This window comes from Bacillus sp. BS1807G30 (assembly GCF_040047675.1).
Taxonomy (GTDB): domain Bacteria; phylum Bacillota; class Bacilli; order Bacillales; family Bacillaceae; genus Bacillus; species Bacillus altitudinis.
In genome coordinates this window covers 839,721-859,054 of record NZ_CP157353.1, presented here as the reverse complement: position 1 = coordinate 859,054, position 19,334 = coordinate 839,721, and the positions used below count along the sequence as shown (strand labels likewise).

The 19,334-nt window shown below is 44.6% G+C and carries 15 protein-coding genes, 16 tRNA genes and 3 rRNA genes; 8 read left to right on the top strand and 26 right to left on the bottom strand.

The genetic code is table 11. From position 1 onward, the window contains the following. Positions 1–248: 248 nt before the first annotated feature. The 5 genes from ABG082_RS04385 (at position 249) to ABG082_RS04365 (ending at position 3,014) form a co-directional block, all read left to right on the top strand. The gene (locus ABG082_RS04385; RefSeq protein ID WP_272511334.1) at positions 249–1,052 is read left to right on the top strand and encodes a DUF2262 domain-containing protein; all 804 of its coding nucleotides are present in this window, start codon (positions 249–251) and stop codon (positions 1,050–1,052) included. Between the two features lie 18 nt (positions 1,053–1,070). Next, on the top strand, positions 1,071–1,760 hold the full coding sequence (locus ABG082_RS04380) for a DUF1963 domain-containing protein (protein WP_008349124.1): 690 nt from the start codon (positions 1,071–1,073) through the stop codon (positions 1,758–1,760). 64 nt (positions 1,761–1,824) lie between these two features. Then, positions 1,825–2,088 (top strand): hypothetical protein, encoded by a 264-nt coding sequence (locus ABG082_RS04375; protein ID WP_348936594.1) that lies wholly within the window; start codon positions 1,825–1,827, stop codon positions 2,086–2,088. 117 nt (positions 2,089–2,205) lie between these two features. Then, positions 2,206–2,397: a hypothetical protein gene (locus ABG082_RS04370; RefSeq protein ID WP_017360392.1), complete on the top strand. Its 192-nt coding sequence runs from the start codon at positions 2,206–2,208 to the stop codon at positions 2,395–2,397. Between the two features lie 71 nt (positions 2,398–2,468). After that, positions 2,469–3,014 (top strand): histidine phosphatase family protein, encoded by a 546-nt coding sequence (locus ABG082_RS04365; RefSeq protein ID WP_348936593.1) that lies wholly within the window; start codon positions 2,469–2,471, stop codon positions 3,012–3,014. Positions 3,015–3,056: 42 nt separating this feature from the next. Here ABG082_RS04365 and ABG082_RS04360 read toward each other — a convergent pair whose 3' ends face one another. The 22 genes from ABG082_RS04360 to ABG082_RS04255 form a co-directional block, all read right to left on the bottom strand. Then, positions 3,057–3,761: a hypothetical protein gene (locus ABG082_RS04360; RefSeq protein WP_272511332.1), complete on the bottom strand. Its 705-nt coding sequence runs from the start codon at positions 3,759–3,761 to the stop codon at positions 3,057–3,059. Positions 3,762–3,880: 119 nt separating this feature from the next. Then, positions 3,881–4,675: a phosphotransferase gene (locus tag ABG082_RS04355; protein WP_272511331.1), complete on the bottom strand. Its 795-nt coding sequence runs from the start codon at positions 4,673–4,675 to the stop codon at positions 3,881–3,883. Positions 4,676–5,000: 325 nt separating this feature from the next. Beyond that, positions 5,001–5,082 (bottom strand) — tRNA-Leu (locus ABG082_RS04350). Between the two features lie 38 nt (positions 5,083–5,120). Continuing rightward, positions 5,121–5,209: transfer RNA gene (locus ABG082_RS04345), tRNA-Leu, on the bottom strand. A gap of 14 nt (positions 5,210–5,223) precedes the next feature. Then, a tRNA-Cys gene (locus ABG082_RS04340) sits at positions 5,224–5,294 on the bottom strand. Between the two features lie 5 nt (positions 5,295–5,299). Next, positions 5,300–5,374 (bottom strand) — tRNA-Gly (locus ABG082_RS04335). A gap of 7 nt (positions 5,375–5,381) precedes the next feature. After that, positions 5,382–5,453: transfer RNA gene (locus ABG082_RS04330), tRNA-Gln, on the bottom strand. Between the two features lie 9 nt (positions 5,454–5,462). Further along, positions 5,463–5,538 (bottom strand) — tRNA-His (locus ABG082_RS04325). Between the two features lie 24 nt (positions 5,539–5,562). Beyond that, positions 5,563–5,636: transfer RNA gene (locus tag ABG082_RS04320), tRNA-Trp, on the bottom strand. 13 nt (positions 5,637–5,649) lie between these two features. Further along, positions 5,650–5,734 (bottom strand) — tRNA-Tyr (locus ABG082_RS04315). Positions 5,735–5,749: 15 nt separating this feature from the next. Further along, positions 5,750–5,822, bottom strand: a tRNA-Thr gene (locus tag ABG082_RS04310). Between the two features lie 6 nt (positions 5,823–5,828). Beyond that, a tRNA-Phe gene (locus tag ABG082_RS04305) sits at positions 5,829–5,904 on the bottom strand. Between the two features lie 19 nt (positions 5,905–5,923). Continuing rightward, positions 5,924–6,000 (bottom strand) — tRNA-Asp (locus ABG082_RS04300). A 48-nt stretch (positions 6,001–6,048) separates the two neighbouring features. Next, a tRNA-Met gene (locus ABG082_RS04295) sits at positions 6,049–6,125 on the bottom strand. 15 nt (positions 6,126–6,140) lie between these two features. After that, positions 6,141–6,216: transfer RNA gene (locus ABG082_RS04290), tRNA-Val, on the bottom strand. Between the two features lie 32 nt (positions 6,217–6,248). After that, a tRNA-Glu gene (locus ABG082_RS04285) sits at positions 6,249–6,323 on the bottom strand. Between the two features lie 19 nt (positions 6,324–6,342). Then, a tRNA-Ser gene (locus ABG082_RS04280) sits at positions 6,343–6,433 on the bottom strand. Between the two features lie 4 nt (positions 6,434–6,437). Then, a tRNA-Asn gene (locus ABG082_RS04275) sits at positions 6,438–6,512 on the bottom strand. Positions 6,513–6,521: 9 nt separating this feature from the next. Further along, positions 6,522–6,637: ribosomal RNA gene (gene rrf / locus ABG082_RS04270) — 5S ribosomal RNA — on the bottom strand. Between the two features lie 110 nt (positions 6,638–6,747). Next, positions 6,748–9,678 (bottom strand): 23S ribosomal RNA (locus ABG082_RS04265). A gap of 181 nt (positions 9,679–9,859) precedes the next feature. Then, positions 9,860–11,408, bottom strand: a 16S ribosomal RNA gene (locus ABG082_RS04260). Together the 16S, 23S and 5S rRNA genes with 16 tRNA genes alongside form the textbook arrangement of a ribosomal RNA operon. Before the next feature lie 271 nt (positions 11,409–11,679). Beyond that, a complete protein-coding gene (locus ABG082_RS04255; protein WP_073416003.1) occupies positions 11,680–12,558 on the bottom strand; it encodes a nucleotidyltransferase-like protein in 879 nt (292 codons plus the stop codon). 189 nt (positions 12,559–12,747) lie between these two features. On the opposite strand from ABG082_RS04255, the gene ABG082_RS04250 reads away from it, so the two are divergent. Further along, positions 12,748–13,095, top strand: coding sequence for a YgzB family protein (locus ABG082_RS04250; RefSeq protein WP_017366887.1), 348 nt, complete (start codon positions 12,748–12,750; stop codon positions 13,093–13,095). 236 nt (positions 13,096–13,331) lie between these two features. On the opposite strand, the gene perR is transcribed toward ABG082_RS04250, so the two are convergent. Continuing rightward, positions 13,332–13,769, bottom strand: coding sequence for a peroxide-responsive transcriptional repressor PerR (gene perR / locus ABG082_RS04245; RefSeq protein ID WP_003217782.1), 438 nt, complete (start codon positions 13,767–13,769; stop codon positions 13,332–13,334). 159 nt (positions 13,770–13,928) lie between these two features. Then, positions 13,929–14,396, bottom strand: coding sequence for a thioredoxin-dependent thiol peroxidase (gene bcp, locus ABG082_RS04240; protein WP_007496746.1), 468 nt, complete (start codon positions 14,394–14,396; stop codon positions 13,929–13,931). 129 nt (positions 14,397–14,525) lie between these two features. On the opposite strand from bcp, the gene ABG082_RS04235 reads away from it, so the two are divergent. Then, entirely contained in the window at positions 14,526–15,821 is a 1,296-nt protein-coding gene (locus tag ABG082_RS04235) for a glutamate-1-semialdehyde 2,1-aminomutase (protein ID WP_282834025.1), read from the top strand. Positions 15,822–16,068: 247 nt separating this feature from the next. Continuing rightward, positions 16,069–17,142: an aromatic acid exporter family protein gene (locus ABG082_RS04230; protein ID WP_007496742.1), complete on the top strand. Its 1,074-nt coding sequence runs from the start codon at positions 16,069–16,071 to the stop codon at positions 17,140–17,142. A gap of 226 nt (positions 17,143–17,368) precedes the next feature. On the opposite strand, the gene ABG082_RS04225 is transcribed toward ABG082_RS04230, so the two are convergent. Both ABG082_RS04225 and ABG082_RS04220 read right to left on the bottom strand, forming a co-directional pair. Further along, positions 17,369–18,265 (bottom strand): ABC transporter permease, encoded by an 897-nt coding sequence (locus tag ABG082_RS04225; protein WP_348936592.1) that lies wholly within the window; start codon positions 18,263–18,265, stop codon positions 17,369–17,371. A gap of 18 nt (positions 18,266–18,283) precedes the next feature. After that, positions 18,284–19,285, bottom strand: a complete 1,002-nt coding sequence (locus ABG082_RS04220; RefSeq protein WP_007496737.1) for an ABC transporter permease — start codon at positions 19,283–19,285, stop codon at positions 18,284–18,286. Between the last annotated feature and the right edge of the window lie 49 nt (positions 19,286–19,334).

Here is a 19,334-nt window from a genome sequence, read left to right as displayed (position 1 = left end):
ATCGTGTCAAAGTAATTATAAAGAAAAGGAAGAATCACCTAGGCTTTTTGACTCACTTAGCCAAATTTATACAAAATCCGAACCAATTTGCTTTTTTATTGTGACTCAACCTCCAGCAATCCATGTATCCTCTCTGCTACCACAAACCTAAAAAACAGTTTTAAGCAAAAAAAGCTTGATTTCCCCTGCCAATGTACGGTGTGATAAAGGTATAGCTCCATCAAATAAATCAAGCTGGGGGACATCCTATGAAATCAAACAAACAAATCAACATATTTGAACAAAGATTCTCAGAAGAAGTGATAGACATCATGGCTGTTACAGGACCTTCTGGAGTCGGCGCAGGAAAAGCAGGAAAAGAAACTCTTTGGACTGCTTCAATCCCACTCATTGCATGGAAGGAAAAAGACCGCATCATAACCGAAAAAGTGAGACTGTGCTGGTTAACAGATGACAAGGGATTACGAGAAAAACAAGCGCAATTACATAAAGAATCTATCGTCACACTTCAAGTACGTAAAGGTGAAGATGAATTCATGCTCGTTTCACTTGTTGATACAGATACTGAAGATAAGGAACTTCAACAAATATTAGAAGAAGCTCAACAACCTATCTTTTACCACGATGACAAGCTGGGTACCTTTGAATTAGTGAAAGGACTAGACTTATTTGAAACAACCATCCATTGGGGCAATGAGGAGTGCCTTCTTTACTTCAATCTTGAAGAAGAGGAAGAAATGAATGACTCTCTGAAAACGGCTAGACAACTCGTAGAAGAGCAGACAACATGGGATGCCTCCATGAAGTCATATGCAGCAAATCAGCTGATTGAACTAGCAAAAGATTGGCAGGAACAAGACGACTCCGCTGAAAATTCAGAAGAGATCACACCGGATCAATTTATCAGCCGCATCTCTCTTGAAAGCCTCCATGCTTATCCAAATGGAGAATTCGAAGCCTACTATCATGACGGAGATTTATTTTGGGGACATGTCATCATTGTCTCTGGCAATATGAATGGAACGTTTCAAGATGCACACATTGCTGGCTAAAGAATGGGGGATGGATAAATGAAGATCAAAGCTTTTGACGAATTAAATCAACTAGGAAAAACACCTATTGTAGCCAAAATAGGCGGGTTTCGCCCTGATCCATCTAAGTACAGTTGGTTTGCTGGTCATTTTTTCATCCAACGTGATAAAGGGTGGCCGGCAGATCAAGATGGAGCTATGATTCCCATTTTACAAATGTATTTACCCGAGGTACCAGGGGGAATGAACGGCTTTGATGAATGTAAGATGATTCAAATTTTCATCAACAAGAAAACCCTTCCGATCGATATCGCCAAAAACGGTGAGGGCTGGAAACTCATTGAATATTCATCAATGGAAGGATTAGAAATCGCTGAGACCCCTGAAGAAGTGAAAGGAATGAAACCTTTCCAGATAGAGTGGCTCGAAGGGGAACAACCGGATTATCCATGCTGGGAGGAAGCTTGGTCATACGTTGACTTATCAGAGGTTAATGAAAGTGAAGAAGCGACAGATCATTTCTTCGAGCATTACTCAAATTACTCGTTCACAAAAATCGGTGGATACGGAGCTTACATCCAATCTCCTCCCCACCAGATGTCAGGAGAATTCATGCTACAAATCGCCTCAGAAGAAAAACCTCGGTTCATGATTGGTGATAACGGCACGATGTATTTCTATTACGACAAAGACAATAAAGAATGGTTCATGCACTGGGATTGTTTTTAAAACCAATTGAAAGGAACCATTCCCCTTTCTAAACGTAATAAACGATATGAAGGGGGCTAGTGATATGGGATTCATTTTAGACATCTTCAATCTTGCTCTGTATATCCCTTTTCTACAGGTAGATGAAGATGAGATATCACGAAATGCAGCACAGCTAAAAAAATACAGCTGGTTTCAAGCGTTATTAAATGATCAAGGAGTCCGCCGTGTAATTGGTCAATTTAAGACGAGTAAACTCCATAAGAAGCCATACAACATCAGATGCGAACGAAAGGTACAACAAGCCATACACCGTGCCACGTCAAAACACGGAAAGATCCGCACTTAGCTGTGGCTCTTTCCGTACAAATGTAATAAATCCTTTTGAAGAAAACAATTGACGCTCGGACAACTCTCCCCGTATATTATGTATAAATCCATCTTTTTATAGAAAAGGGGGCCTCACATGCGCTTGTTTAAGAACTGGAGAAAAAAGCAGCACAAACAGCCGATTACTTCAGAAACGCAAGAAGACAGCATCCCAATTAATTTTTCCACCCTTCCCTTTGGCACAGACACCATAGATGATTTTTTGTTCAACTTAGACCTAACCTCCAAACTCATAGATCCATACAAAGAAGCAGACACGAACAAATAGAACCTAAACTTTCGTGAACCCTCATCCAATATTGGATGATTTTTTTATACTTAGAGGAAGGTGTACACCCTATGAAGACATATTATTTCGTCAGACACTGTCAAGCAGATGGACAATCCGAGGATGCGTCTTTAACGACTCAAGGCATCACACAATCGCATGAACTCGCACAGCTTTTTTCCGGCATTCAGCTCAATCAGATCATCTCAAGTCCTTATAAACGAGCGATCCAAACCGCTGAGCCCCTTGCTCATGCCAAACAGATCAAGGTACAAATTGATAAGCGTCTCTCTGAACGTAAGTTAAGCAGAAAACCAATGGAAGATTGGTATGAAAAACTAAAGCTCAGTTTTTCGGACTTGTATATGACCTGTGAAGGCGGAGAATCGAGCCAAGAAGCGATGAATCGTATTGTAGAGGCACTCTATGAACAAATAAAATTAGGAAGAAATCATACTTTATTCGCCACTCATGGCAATATTATGAGCCTGCTTCTAAAACACGCCGATCCCGCAATTGGATTCAAGGAGTGGGAACAACTAAGCAATCCAGATGTCTACATCCTGAAATATTTTAAACCAGACCATGTAGAAATAGAAAGAATATGGCATAAATAAAAAAGGCAGGGTTGACCCCTGCCTTTTTCTTATGAAAAACAACTATTGGTGATAGTAAAATGTCTGTACCCACTCATAGGGCTTCTTACGATCCGCACACCATTTCACAAAGCCTCTTGTCTCCGTCTGCTGAAATTCCTTCCAGTCCGATAAAAGCTGGTTATAGTAGACTGCTAGTTTTTCAACATTGGTTTGAACCTTTTTATCTTCGATCAGTTTCATGACATCTTGAATCCCTTGAATTCGCTCATGATCTTTCTCATAGGTGCTTAAATAAAGATCTTCATGTATATGATGAAACGAATACCACAAAGCCGAGAAATAGGTTTCGCAAATTTGAACAATCACTCGCTGCTCTTTGCTGCCTCCCAGCTCTAGTGCCTTCAATAAATAGGGCAGCCCTTCCCCCTGATGCACAAACAAGCCTTGCCAGCGATACGGTCTCACATCCATTGGATCAATATTTTCCCACTCTTGAAGAACAGGGCGGATCACCCCATTTACCAATGGATACACAAGCAAATGATGACCATCCTCAAAACGTTCAATGTAATCAAACAGCCAAGCAACAAATGAACGCCGTGCTGTAAATTCGTTCTTATTCATCTCTTCAACAAAAGACTGAAGAACCTTTAACGCATCTTTACGCAGACCCTGTTCTTTCCTGACACAGTACTGTCTAAAAAGCGGATAATCATGTGATCGCTCATCTTCAATAATAGTCTGTAGTATCGTCTTCGTTTGCAAGATAACAACTCCGCCTCTTTACATTCATTCTATTGAACTATTATAACCAATTGTAACATCCACATGAAACTAGTAAAAAGATGAGTTGTCCTTTTTCTTTTATAAAACCCTTGGCATCCTCAAATCCATTCTTTTCTGTGTTCATGAATGAATTGTATGTCTTTTTGATAATGTTCAAGGTGCCCCTCATGAATCATTTTTTGAAAGGCTCTATCCCCTTCACTCGCTTTTCGCTTCATGTATTGACATAAACCTTCTAAACGCAGCAGCACCATATCCACATAATCTTCTGCTATGTCCTCACCATAAGCTTCAAAAAACAGTTTGACTCTATACTTTATATGGCCTGCATGTTCTAATGAATGATAATTTACGACCTCCCCTGTTTCAGTACGAAAAAGTCTACTGAGGGGCACACATGTATAAAGGGTATATGCAATATCCCAAAGCCTTGGGCCAGGAGCAGCTACATCAAAATCAATGATCCCCACTGGCTTTTTATTGTTGAAAATGATGTTGTACATCGCAAAATCATTATGGCACACAACCTCTATGTTATTAGGCGTATTGTCCATTCGTTCCCAATCGTCTGAAATGGGAAAATCATTAACAGCATCATGATACAGTCTAAGCATTCTCGCTATTTCTTTTAAAGCATTGTGAGAGCACATGTATTCTTTTAAGGGATCATGACCGGCTACACCTTCAATGAAGGACAAGATCTCTCTACCTTTTTCATCAACCCCTAAAAATGTTGGAGCATAGGAGAAATTCTTTTTTTCTAAATGCTTTAGCAGCTTTTGTATATTCATATTGTCTGACTTTACCTCTCTGCGAACCGTATCTCCCGAACGATATACGTTCGAGACATTTCCACCTGTCAATAACTCCTCATGATCATTTTGTTTTTTCATAAATTCTCCCCTCAAACTGGGTCACAATGATGATGTCAACTAAAGATGTGTATGTACCCACGAATATTCATTTAGTTACACAAAGGTAGCACACTGTTTTATGTGAATGTGCTGCCCCATTTTGTTTCCTTACATGGTTAAATGTATCTTATCAAATGTTGCAAATCATCTAAAGATTATTCTGCTAAAAGAAGTACATGCTATTTATTTTCTAATAGGTTTCTATTTTTATCTAAATAACTCATTTAAACCACAAAAAAACGTTTCACCACGAGGGTGAAACGTTAGGTTTACGGTAAAAACCAATCATGAAACTTTTAATAGATACCGGTGGCCGGGGTCGAACCGGCACTCCGTGAGGAACACGATTTTGAGTCGTGCGCGTCTGCCAATTCCGCCACACCGGCATGATCATTAAAGAGCGCAACTTATAATAAATAAAAAATGGTGCCGAGGGCCGGACTTGAACCGGCACGGTAGTCACCTACCGCAGGATTTTAAGTCCTGTGTGTCTGCCAATTCCACCACCCCGGCAGTCTTTTCAAAAAAGGCGACACCCGGATTTGAACCGGGGATAAAGGTTTTGCAGACCTCTGCCTTACCACTTGGCTATGCCGCCATAATTGGAGCGGAAGACGGGATTCGAACCCGCGACCCCCACCTTGGCAAGGTGGTGTTCTACCACTGAACTACTTCCGCATATCAACTGGGCTAGCTGGATTCGAACCAACGCATGACGGAGTCAAAGTCCGTTGCCTTACCGCTTGGCTATAGCCCAATAATAAAATGGGGCGATTGATGGGAATCGAACCCACGAGTGCCAGAGCCACAATCTGGTGCGTTAACCACTTCGCCACAACCGCCATAGATGTTATGAATCATATAATTGGCAGGGGCAGTAGGAATCGAACCCACACCGGAGGTTTTGGAGACCTCTGTTCTACCGTTAAACTATGCCCCTATGAAAATAAAAATGGTGGAGGGGGGCGGATTCGAACCGCCGAACCCGGAGGGAGCGGATTTACAGTCCGCCGCGTTTAGCCACTTCGCTACCCCTCCACATTTGAAAAACAGTGCCGGCAAGAGGACTTGAACCCCCAACCTACTGATTACAAGTCAGTTGCTCTACCAATTGAGCTACACCGGCAAATAGTGGTGGCTCGGGACGGAATCGAACCGCCGACACACGGATTTTCAGTCCGTTGCTCTACCAACTGAGCTACCGAGCCAAATATTCTTTTTAAAAAATGGCGGTCCGGACGGGACTCGAACCCGCGACCTCCTGCGTGACAGGCAGGCATTCTAACCAACTGAACTACCGGACCATTTTGGTTGCACTCAATGAGCACTCCCTATTGGTGTATAAAATAATTTGGTTGCGGGGGCAGGATTTGAACCTGCGACCTTCGGGTTATGAGCCCGACGAGCTACCGAACTGCTCCACCCCGCGACGATATAAAAAATATGGTGGAGGATGACGGGCTCGAACCGCCGACCCTCTGCTTGTAAGGCAGATGCTCTCCCAGCTGAGCTAATCCTCCGAATAAAATGCTGGTATGTATTTCTATAAAAATGGTGACCCGTACGGGATTCGAACCCGTGTTACCGCCGTGAAAGGGCGGTGTCTTAACCGCTTGACCAACGGGCCCTCTATTATATGTATCTTGTGGCGGAGAGCAAGGGATTCGAACCCTTGAGACGGGGTTACCGCCTACACGATTTCCAATCGTGCTCCTTCGGCCACTCGGACAGCTCTCCAAATTGGCTCCGCAGGTAGGATTCGAACCTACGACCGATCGGTTAACAGCCGATAGCTCTACCACTGAGCTACTGCGGAATGAAGAAAGCCTGGCGATGTCCTACTCTCACAGGGGGAAACCCCCAACTACCATCGGCGCTGAAGAGCTTAACTTCCGTGTTCGGTATGGGAACGGGTGTGACCTCTTCGCCATCATCACCAGACAATTTAGTGACAAAAGATATTATACTATGTATTGCAAATAAATCAAGAGATATTTCAAAAAATGTTCTCTCAAAACTAGATAACAATGTTCATTTTTCACATTAGAATATAGGTTAAGTCCTCGATCTATTAGTATCTGTCAGCTCCACGTGTCACCACGCTTCCACCTCAGACCTATCAACCTGATCATCTTTCAGGGATCTTACTTCCTTGCGGAATGGGAAATCTCATCTTGAGGGGGGCTTCATGCTTAGATGCTTTCAGCACTTATCCCGTCCGCACATAGCTACCCAGCGATGCCCTTGGCAGAACAACTGGTACACCAGCGGTGCGTCCATCCCGGTCCTCTCGTACTAAGGACAGCTCCTCTCAAATTTCCTGCGCCCGCGACGGATAGGGACCGAACTGTCTCACGACGTTCTGAACCCAGCTCGCGTACCGCTTTAATGGGCGAACAGCCCAACCCTTGGGACCGACTACAGCCCCAGGATGCGATGAGCCGACATCGAGGTGCCAAACCTCCCCGTCGATGTGGACTCTTGGGGGAGATAAGCCTGTTATCCCCGGGGTAGCTTTTATCCGTTGAGCGATGGCCCTTCCATGCGGAACCACCGGATCACTAAGCCCGACTTTCGTCCCTGCTCGACTTGTAGGTCTCGCAGTCAAGCTCCCTTGTGCCTTTACACTCTGCGAATGATTTCCAACCATTCTGAGGGAACCTTTGGGCGCCTCCGTTACATTTTAGGAGGCGACCGCCCCAGTCAAACTGCCCACCTGACACTGTCTCCCTGCCCGATAAGGGCAGCGGGTTAGAAGGTCAATACAGCCAGGGTAGTATCCCACCGATGCCTCCACCGAAGCTAGCGCTCCGGTTTCCAAGGCTCCTACCTATCCTGTACAAGCTGTACCAACATTCAATATCAGGCTGCAGTAAAGCTCCACGGGGTCTTTCCGTCCTGTCGCGGGTAACCTGCATCTTCACAGGTACTATAATTTCACCGAGTCTCTCGTTGAGACAGTGCCCAGATCGTTGCGCCTTTCGTGCGGGTCGGAACTTACCCGACAAGGAATTTCGCTACCTTAGGACCGTTATAGTTACGGCCGCCGTTTACTGGGGCTTCAATTCGCACCTTCGCTTACGCTAAGCGCTCCTCTTAACCTTCCAGCACCGGGCAGGCGTCAGCCCCTATACTTCGCCTTACGGCTTCGCAGAGACCTGTGTTTTTGCTAAACAGTCGCCTGGGCCTATTCACTGCGGCTTCTCGGGGCTTTAACACCCTAAGAAGCACCCCTTCTCCCGAAGTTACGGGGTCATTTTGCCGAGTTCCTTAACGAGAGTTCTCTCGATCACCTTAGGATTCTCTCCTCGCCTACCTGTGTCGGTTTGCGGTACGGGCACCTCTCACCTCGCTAGAGGCTTTTCTTGGCAGTGTGGAATCAGGAACTTCGCTACTAAATTTCGCTCGCCATCACAGCTCAGCCTTCACGGGAAACGGATTTGCCTATTTCCCAGCCTAACTGCTTGGACGCGGATATCCAATACCGCGCTTACCCTATCCTCCTGCGTCCCCCCATTGCTCAAATGGTGAGGAGGTGGTACAGGAATATCAACCTGTTGTCCATCGCCTACGCCTTTCGGCCTCGGCTTAGGTCCCGACTAACCCTGAGCGGACGAGCCTTCCTCAGGAAACCTTAGGCATTCGGTGGACGGGATTCTCACCCGTCTTTCGCTACTCATACCGGCATTCTCACTTCTAAGCGCTCCACCAGTCCTTCCGGTCTGACTTCACTGCACTTAGAACGCTCTCCTACCACTGTTCGTAAGAACAGTCCGCAGCTTCGGTGATACGTTTAGCCCCGGTACATTTTCGGCGCAGAGTCACTCGACCAGTGAGCTATTACGCACTCTTTAAATGGTGGCTGCTTCTAAGCCAACATCCTGGTTGTCTAAGCAACTCCACATCCTTTTCCACTTAACGTATACTTTGGGACCTTAGCTGGCGGTCTGGGCTGTTTCCCTTTCGACTACGGATCTTATCACTCGCAGTCTGACTCCCAAGGATAAGTCATCGGCATTCGGAGTTTGACTGAATTCGGTAACCCGGTAGGGGCCCCTAGTCCAATCAGTGCTCTACCTCCGAGACTCTTACCTTGAGGCTAGCCCTAAAGCTATTTCGGAGAGAACCAGCTATCTCCAGGTTCGATTGGCATTTCACCCCTACCCACACCTCATCCCCGCACTTTTCAACGTGCGTGGGTTCGGGCCTCCATTCAGTGTTACCTGAACTTCACCCTGGACATGGGTAGATCACCTGGTTTCGGGTCTACGACCACGTACTCATGCGCCCTATTCAGACTCGCTTTCGCTGCGGCTCCGCATCTTCTGCTTAACCTTGCACGGGATCGTAACTCGCCGGTTCATTCTACAAAAGGCACGCCATCACCCGTTAACGGGCTCTGACTACTTGTAGGCACACGGTTTCAGGATCTATTTCACTCCCCTTCCGGGGTGCTTTTCACCTTTCCCTCACGGTACTGGTTCACTATCGGTCACTAGGGAGTATTTAGCCTTGGGAGATGGTCCTCCCGGATTCCGACGGAATTTCACGTGTTCCGCCGTACTCAGGATCCACTCTGGAGAGAACAACATTTCAGTTACAGGGCTGTTACCTTCTTTGGCGGGCCTTTCCAGACCTCTTCGCTTATATCGTTCCTTTGTAACTCCGTATAGAGTGTCCTACAACCCCAAGAGGCAAGCCTCTTGGTTTGGGCTGTTCCCGTTTCGCTCGCCGCTACTCAGGGAATCGCATTTGCTTTCTCTTCCTCCGGGTACTTAGATGTTTCAGTTCCCCGGGTATGCCTTCTCATACTCTATGTATTCAAGTATGGATACTACTCCATTACGAGCAGTGGGTTTCCCCATTCGGAAATCTCCGGATCAAAGCTTGCTTACAGCTCCCCGAAGCATATCGGTGTTCGTCCCGTCCTTCATCGGCTCCTAGTGCCAAGGCATCCACCGTGCGCCCTTTCTAACTTAACCATTTCTTACTTTAGAAAGAATCACTATGTGTGATGAACTTTGCATTGCATTCAATGTGAATGTATTACTTATTGTTATCTAGTTTTCAAAGAACAATCCTGTCTCGCTAGAGACATGTTTGAAGGAATGATCCTTCAAAACTAAACAAGACGAAAACGCACGCTGCTCCATATATCCTTAGAAAGGAGGTGATCCAGCCGCACCTTCCGATACGGCTACCTTGTTACGACTTCACCCCAATCATCTGCCCCACCTTCGGCGGCTGGCTCCATAAAGGTTACCTCACCGACTTCGGGTGTTGCAAACTCTCGTGGTGTGACGGGCGGTGTGTACAAGGCCCGGGAACGTATTCACCGCGGCATGCTGATCCGCGATTACTAGCGATTCCAGCTTCACGCAGTCGAGTTGCAGACTGCGATCCGAACTGAGAACAGATTTGTGGGATTGGCTAAACCTTGCGGTCTCGCAGCCCTTTGTTCTGTCCATTGTAGCACGTGTGTAGCCCAGGTCATAAGGGGCATGATGATTTGACGTCATCCCCACCTTCCTCCGGTTTGTCACCGGCAGTCACCTTAGAGTGCCCAACTGAATGCTGGCAACTAAGATCAAGGGTTGCGCTCGTTGCGGGACTTAACCCAACATCTCACGACACGAGCTGACGACAACCATGCACCACCTGTCACTCTGTCCCCGAAGGGAAAGCCCTATCTCTAGGGTTGTCAGAGGATGTCAAGACCTGGTAAGGTTCTTCGCGTTGCTTCGAATTAAACCACATGCTCCACCGCTTGTGCGGGCCCCCGTCAATTCCTTTGAGTTTCAGTCTTGCGACCGTACTCCCCAGGCGGAGTGCTTAATGCGTTAGCTGCAGCACTAAGGGGCGGAAACCCCCTAACACTTAGCACTCATCGTTTACGGCGTGGACTACCAGGGTATCTAATCCTGTTCGCTCCCCACGCTTTCGCTCCTCAGCGTCAGTTACAGACCAGAGAGTCGCCTTCGCCACTGGTGTTCCTCCACATCTCTACGCATTTCACCGCTACACGTGGAATTCCACTCTCCTCTTCTGCACTCAAGTTTCCCAGTTTCCAATGACCCTCCCCGGTTGAGCCGGGGGCTTTCACATCAGACTTAAGAAACCGCCTGCGAGCCCTTTACGCCCAATAATTCCGGACAACGCTTGCCACCTACGTATTACCGCGGCTGCTGGCACGTAGTTAGCCGTGGCTTTCTGGTTAGGTACCGTCAAGGTGCAAGCAGTTACTCTTGCACTTGTTCTTCCCTAACAACAGAGCTTTACGATCCGAAAACCTTCATCACTCACGCGGCGTTGCTCCGTCAGACTTTCGTCCATTGCGGAAGATTCCCTACTGCTGCCTCCCGTAGGAGTCTGGGCCGTGTCTCAGTCCCAGTGTGGCCGATCACCCTCTCAGGTCGGCTACGCATCGTCGCCTTGGTGAGCCGTTACCTCACCAACTAGCTAATGCGCCGCGGGTCCATCTGTAAGTGACAGCCGAAACCGTCTTTCATCCTTGAACCATGCGGTTCAAGGAACTATCCGGTATTAGCTCCGGTTTCCCGGAGTTATCCCAGTCTTACAGGCAGGTTACCCACGTGTTACTCACCCGTCCGCCGCTAACATCCGGGAGCAAGCTCCCTTCTGTCCGCTCGACTTGCATGTATTAGGCACGCCGCCAGCGTTCGTCCTGAGCCAGGATCAAACTCTCCGAAAAAGTACAAAACCGAAGTTTTGCTTTTCGCCAGTTTGACTGACTACCTATGATGTATCATAGGATTTTTTTATAAAAACTCGAATTAACAGGTACGTTTTGTCTTGTTTAGTTTTCAAAGATCATCTTCATTGTCGCTCAGAGGCGACTTTCTTAATATAACATTTGAGCACCGTGTGCGTCAAGTGTTTTTTTGAATTTCTTTTTGTCCGCTTTTCTTTCAAAGCAACTCGGTTGCTCATTAGCGACGTTTAATAATATACCATCATAATATTCATGCGTCAATATCTTTTTTAACAAAATATCCTCGGTGATAGATTTTTTGCCCCTTCGTCTCAATTGGCTCTACTAGCACAATTCCTTTTTCCACAAAGAAATCAATCATCACACTAAGATCAGGTGTGAAATGCTTGAGATCAGGATGTGCAAGAAGCTCGCCAAACAGCCAAATTTCCTGCTGTTCCATGACTTGACGCAAATGAGCCGCACCAATTTCTGCTTTTGAATGGATCAAGAAATCATTCGCTAGGAATAAAAGTTCTAACCGCTTATGAAGACTTTCGTGGCTTTCAATCAGCTCTGAATAAAGTTTATATACTTCCGGCTCCATATGACGTACTTGGTTCCAAACGGTCACTTCTGGGTGGAAGCCTTTATCAATCACTTCAATACGCGCCAGATGATGCAGGGCATGCACAATGGAATTATATGCATCGAGGAATTGATTTGATTCAAAAAATGCTTTTCCTTCTATATATCTGCGAATGAGCTTGCCATATTCTAAACCAATTTTGAGCTTGCGGTTAGAAAACGGGAACGTACTCAGTTCATCAATCAAGTTGAAAATATATTCATTTCGATCAAACAGGACTTTTCCGTTTAAAATCCAATCAATAATCCGTCTGTTGGTACCTAAGGTAATCCATTCCTTCAACTGATCATCTGTGACAACATTTAAAGAAGCTGTTTGGTGACCGGATTCATAGTGCTTAATAAATAACGGTTCTTCCGCATCCTTTACGATGACTAGAAGCGCTGCATCAAAGTTATCCGTCTCAGAAGATACTTTATGTCTTCTTTCTACTATAATCACAGCTAATGTATCTGGATGACTTGCTCTCTCTTGATAAATAGGACGGAGAAGATTTTCCATAGTGATTCCTCCAATACTCGGGTGTAAGGTTCTTCTCTAATGCTATGTATTTCTCCTCATAGAATCAAAATTCCTTCAATACATGAAAAAAGATCATTGAATCATTATAAGCAATTTATTCACAAAACTCTATAACTAATTCAAACAGAAAGGTAAAATGTGCTATATTGGAGATAAGGGGGACTAGGGATGGCGAAATACTCCAGTAAGATTAATAAAATCAGAACATTTGCACTTAGTTTGGTTTTTGTTGGTTTTTTGATCATGTATATCGGTGTGTTCTTCAAGGAATCGGTCTGGCTGTCGACCTTCTTTATGCTACTCGGCGTGTTATCGATTGGATTGAGTACAGCCGTTTACTTTTGGATCGGTATGCTTTCTACAAAGGCTGTACGAGTAATTTGTCCAGGCTGTGAGAAGGAAACAAAGGTGCTCGGACGAGTGGATATGTGCATGCATTGCCGAGAACCGCTTACACTTGATCCAGCATTAGAGGGTAAAGAGTTTGATGAATCCTACAATCGAAAAAAGTCATAAAAATAAGCTGACCATTCAACTGGTCAGCTTCAGCGTGTAGACAAACCCTCGCATTCTTTGTCAGTTCTGCGTGCCGGTGCTCACGAATGTCAAATTCGCTCCGCGCCGGTACTCGTCCTTCCTAGAATGCAAAGGTTTTCTATCACGCTGAAAAGAAGACAAAGGGCTAAAATCAAGTTCATTTTAGCCCTTTGTCAACAATCTGAAGCTGACCATTCAACTGGTCAGCTTTTTCATTAATGATTTTCTTTTTTTGCACATTCTTGACAAGTGCCATAGATCTCCAAGCGATGATGACTTACTGTAAAACCTGTCACATGGGATGCAAGCTGTTCTACTTCATCAAGGCCAGGATAGTGAAAGTCAACGATCTTTCCGCAATTTTCACAAATCGCATGGTAATGGTCAGATGTCGCAAAATCAAATCGGCTTGAGGAATCCCCATACGTTAATTCTTTTACTAATCCAGATTCCCGGAAGACTCGTAAATTGTTGTAAACCGTTGCTACACTCATATTAGGAAATTTTCCTTCAAGTGCCTTATATATATCGTCCGCGGTTGGGTGTGTCATAGAATTTACGAGAAACTCCAAGATGGCATGGCGCTGCGGAGTAATTCGAACACCGGTTTCTTTTAGAGCGTCTAAAGCATCTTTTAGTTCGTGAGCAGCCATTTCATCATGCACCTCTCTTTTCAAAAATATTCTTATATTATAATCTTTATAAATAGTGTACCCCCAGAGCCGAAACTTTGTCAATTACAATCCTCTTTTTTACCTATTCTTCTATACAAAAAAGACCGGCACGACTGCCGATCTCATCTCGTCAACATATTAAGCGTGAGCTTTCAGTTCCTCAAGCGCTTCTTCCACATGATCTTTCACCTTTACTTTACGCCACTCTTTCACAAGCTTTCCTTCTTTATTAATAAGAAACGTTGAGCGTTCAATTCCCATGTATTCCTTACCAAAGTTCTTTTTCAGCTTCCATACACCGAAAGCTTCAGACAATTTTTGTTCGTCATCTACAAGAAGCAGGAAAGGTAAGTCATGTTTTTCTTTAAACTTTTGGTGCTTGTCTTGACCGTCTGGGCTTACGCCGATGATGACAGCATCTAATTCGGCAAAGCTTTGATGGCGGTCACGGAAATCACAGGCTTCCGTTGTGCACCCCGGCGTCATATCTTTTGGATAAAAATAAAGGACAATGTGTTTCCCTTTAAAATCAGAGAGCTTTACTTTCTCTCCATTATCACCAAGTAATTCAATATCAGGTACTTGCTGCCCCACTTCGATTGTCATGATACAATCCCTCCAACCTATTTTTTCATTAGCCTATCCAATTTCGAGAAGATATTCAACTAAGGACGCTTGCATCGGCATGTTAAAATAATGATAGACGACGTGATACGTTGAGATAGGAGGCTATTTATGAAATTCACCGAATCAGAAAAATTACATCAAGAGGCGCTGGAGCATATTGTTGGAGGGGTTAACAGCCCATCTCGTTCATATAAAGCAGTGGGCGGCGGGTCACCTGTTGCAATGGAAAAAGGCGAAGGCGCTTATTTTTGGGATGTTGACGGAAACCGTTATATCGACTATTTGGCAGCATACGGTCCAATTATTACGGGACATGCTCATCCTCATATTACAAAAGCCATCACGAAAGCAGCCGAGACAGGTGTCCTTTACGGAACACCAACGAAGCATGAAGTCACTTTTGCTAAGATGCTGAAGGAAGCGATGCCTGCTTTGGATAAAGTTCGTTTTGTCAATTCAGGTACAGAAGCTGTGATGACGACAATCCGTGTCGCTCGCGCTTATACAGGCAGAACAAAGATCATTAAGTTTGCCGGATGTTACCACGGTCATTCTGATCTTGTGCTAGTTGCGGCCGGCTCTGGACCTTCCACTTTAGGAACACCAGATTCAGCGGGCGTGCCTAAAAGTATTGCCAATGAAGTCATTACCGTTCCATTCAACGATATAGACAGCTACAAAGAAGCATTAGACCGCTGGGGTGATGAAGTAGCAGCTGTTCTTGTTGAGCCAATTGTCGGGAACTTTGGCATCGTAGAGCCTAAAGACGGTTTCCTGCAGCAGGTTAATGACCTGACTCATGAAAAAGGGGCTCTAGTCATCTATGATGAAGTCATTACAGCTTTCCGCTTTATGTATGGTGGTGCACAGGACTTGCTTCAAGTAAAACCTGACCTCACTGCATTAGGTAAAATTATCGGCGGCGGTCTTCCAATCGGCGCTTACGGCGGCAAAAAAGAAATTATGGAGCAAGTCGCCCCGCTTGGACCAGCCTACCAAGCTGGTACGATGGCAGGAAATCCCGCCTCCATCCTTTCTGGTATTGCATGCTTGGAAGTGTTAAAAGAAGACGGGGTCTACGAACGTCTGGATCAGCTCGGGGCAATGTTAGAAGAGGGAATTTTAGCCCACGCAAAAAAACACCAAATAGATATTACAGTGAATCGCTTAAAAGGTGCTCTCACCATTTATTTTACAAAGGAAACGATTGTGAACTACGAGCAGGCTGAAAATACGGATGGTGAAATGTTCGCCCGTTTCTTTAAATTCATGCTCGCACAAGGTATTAACCTCGCTCCTTCTAAATATGAAGCGTGGTTCTTAACCATTGCACATACTGAAAATGATATTTCTGAAACGCTCAAAGCAGTAGATCATGCGTTTGAACAGCTGAAACAATCATAATGAAGAGAAAAACAGACGTAAATTCATGCGTCTGTTTTTTTATTTACCAGCTCTTGATTGTCAAAAGCGAGTGAATCTGTTACATTTTTTCTCAATACCTTCTTTTGATGTTTTCATGAACTTTCAAAAATCACTTGAATATTTCGGAAGACCGCTGTATATTACTTAGTTGTTTCATCAAAATATTTATGATATATGACAAGTGGTCATCTATTATCGAAAAGAAAGGAATGCAGGGACAAAACCAATGAAACTTGGAGCCCGTATTTTAAAAACTGGTATTGCCATTGTACTCGCGCTTTACCTGGCAACATGGCTTGGGTTGCCGACACCCGTCTTCGCGGGAATTGCAGCTGTATTTGCTATCCAGCCATCTATTTATCGATCATTTTTAACGATTGTTGATCAAGTGCAAGCCAATATTATTGGAGCAGCACTTGCCATTACGTTCGGTCTGCTTTTTGGCACAGGACCAGTCATCATCGGCTTAACTGCCGTCATGGTCATTGCGATTAATTTAAAGCTGAAGATTGAACACACGATTCCGATTGCACTCGTAACCGTCATCGCGATTTTAGAAAGTGCAGGGGATCATTTCCTTTCCTTTGCCTTAATTCGAACAGCAACTGTGGTGTTAGGCGTACTTTCTTCATTTTTAGTGAATTTGATTTTCCTGCCGCCAAAGTATGAAACAAAGCTTGTTCATCACATTATGGAAAATACGGAGGAGATTTTAAAATGGATCCGTCTGAGCTCCAGACAGTCTACTGATCATTCCACTTTAAAGGATGACATCGATCAAATAAAAGAACGCATGATCAAATTAGATCACATTTACTTGTTATACAAAGAAGAACGAAGCTATTTAAAGAAAACAACTTATGTCAAATCTAGAAAGCTTGTTTTATTCAGACAGGCAATCATGACGTCTAATCGAGCGCTGTACTTGCTGAAAAAGCTTCATAAGTTAGAAAATGAAATTCATTTGATGCCAGAGCATTTCAGAGAGAGCTTAACAGATGAGATTGATTATTTACTTTATTGGCATGAACGTACCTTGATGAAGTTTGTTGGAAAAATGAAACCGCAGGACGATGAATTTCAAAATGAATGCTCTCTTCGTCTTGAAGCATTAACGAAATCATTTATTCAGCACCAGCAAAATCAAGAAAACGACTTGCTGGATTACAATATGCTGAATGTGATGTCGAGTATTATTGAATACCGTGATGAATTGGAGCATCTAGATACTTTGATTACAAGCTTCCAAACGTATCACCCAAAAGATAGTGAGATTGAGACAGAAGAAAAAGAAGCTTAAATACAAAAGCCCGATTCTTAGAATCGGGCTTACATTTTTGACAAAGGGCTAAAATGATCTTTATTTAGCCCTTTGTCTTCTTTTCAGCGTAGTTGAAAACCCTTGAAATCAAGGAAGGACGAGTACCGGAGCGGAGCGAATCTGACATTCGTGAGCACCGGCACGCAGGACTAACAACGAATGCGAGGGTTTGCCTACACGCTGAGACCGATTCTTAGAATCGGTCTTATTTTATTTTCTTCATTTTAGGATCAAGGGTGTCCCTTAATCCATCTCCCATCAAGTTAAAACCAAGAACCGTCAGCATGATCGCAATCCCCGGGAAAAATAAAGTCCATGGCGCTTGTACGAGATAAGGTCTCGCATCTGCAAGCATTTTCCCCCACTCTGGGCTTGGCGCTTGTGCACCTAATCCTAAAAACCCCAAGGCGGCCGCTTCGATAATGGCTGTACCAATCGCAAGCGTCGCCTGAACGATCACCGGCACCATACTATTTGGTAGAATGTGACGAAGAACAATGCGGCGGTGTGACATCCCAACTGCCTTTGCTGCTAAAACATATTCTTCTTGCTTAATGCTCAGCACCTTTGAACGAACCAGCCGCCCAAAAGTCGGGACGTTAATAATCGCTATGGCAATAAGGGCATTTTGTAAGGAAGGGCCTAAGATGGAAACGATCGCAATCGCTAATAGAATGCTAGGAAAAGCGAGTGAAATATCAAATAGTCTTGAGATGACAGCATCCAGCAATCTGCCGCCGTAACCTGCCATCAATCCAAGCAATGTCCCTAAAATAACCGACCCGAGAACGGAGAAGAAACCCACCCATAATGAAATCCGAGCTCCATGCACGACTCTAGAAAATATGTCTCTCCCGAAATCATCCGTACCAAACCAATGTGCAGCCGAAGGGGCACTAAATCGTTCGCCTAGTGACTGCTCGTTGATTCCATAAGGAGCAATGAGCGGTGCAAAGATTGCTAGGATAAGAAATAAAAAGACAATCACAGTGCCAATGACCGCCAGCTTGTGCTGAAAGAACAGTTTCATCGATTCAAGAATCAGTGATTGAGAGCGTTCTTCCTTTTGTTTAGGTGCTTGAAGCTCTTTTTGCGCTTCCATGTCGTCACTCTCCCTTCTCTAGTATTTAATCCTCGGATCAATGACTGCATACAAGATATCCACAATGAAATTGATCAGCACAAATATGAGCGCAACAACAAGAATGCCAGTTTGAATGACAGGATAATCACGATAGCTAATTGCATCGTAAATATACCGCCCAATTCCCGGCCAAGCAAAGATCGTTTCTGTTAAAATGGCTCCGCCTAGCAAGAGACCTGTTTGAAGACCAATAATCGTTAAAATCGGAATGAGCGCATTTTTCAGCCCATGCTGATAAATGATGAAAAATGAACGTACCCCTTTTGCTTTTGCTGTTCGAATAAAATCTGAATGAAGAACTTCCAGCATACTTGCCCTCGTAATCCTTGCAATAATCGCAGCAGGAATCGTTGCGAGAGCGGTACTTGGTAAAATTAAATGCTTGATGCTGTCAAAGAATTGATCAAACCGTCCTTGCAAAAGCGTGTCTAGCGTATGAATATAGGTGATCGACTCTACCGGATTTCTTACGTTTTCTCGTCCTGTAGTCGGCAAAATACCTAATTCAATCGAGAATAGCCACTGTCCCATTAAGCCTAACCAGAAAATCGGCATGGACACCCCAATGAGAGCAATAAACATGGCCACATAATCAAAGAAAGAATGTTTAAACCACGCACTAATGATTCCGGCATTCACACCGACAATAATCGCCAGCAACATAGCGAAGAAAGTCAATTCTAATGTAGCGAATAAGTAAGGCTTCATTTCCTGGGCAATAGCCGCTCCTGTTCGTATGGAAGTCCCTAGATCACCTTTTAAAAGCCCCAGCATGTAGTGACCATATTGTACGTACCACGGCTGGTCTAAACCAAGCTGAATCGTCAATTGCTCTACTGCTTCTTTCGTTGCCCGCTGTCCTAAGATGACCTGCGCCGGATTTCCAGGGATAAACCGAATAATAGAAAATACAACTAAGGTCATTCCGATCAGTACTGGAATGAGCATTCCTGCTCGCTTCATACAATAAGCAAACAAACAGCTTTCACCGCCTTTTCATTGTTTGGATAAGGGAGATCGAACGATC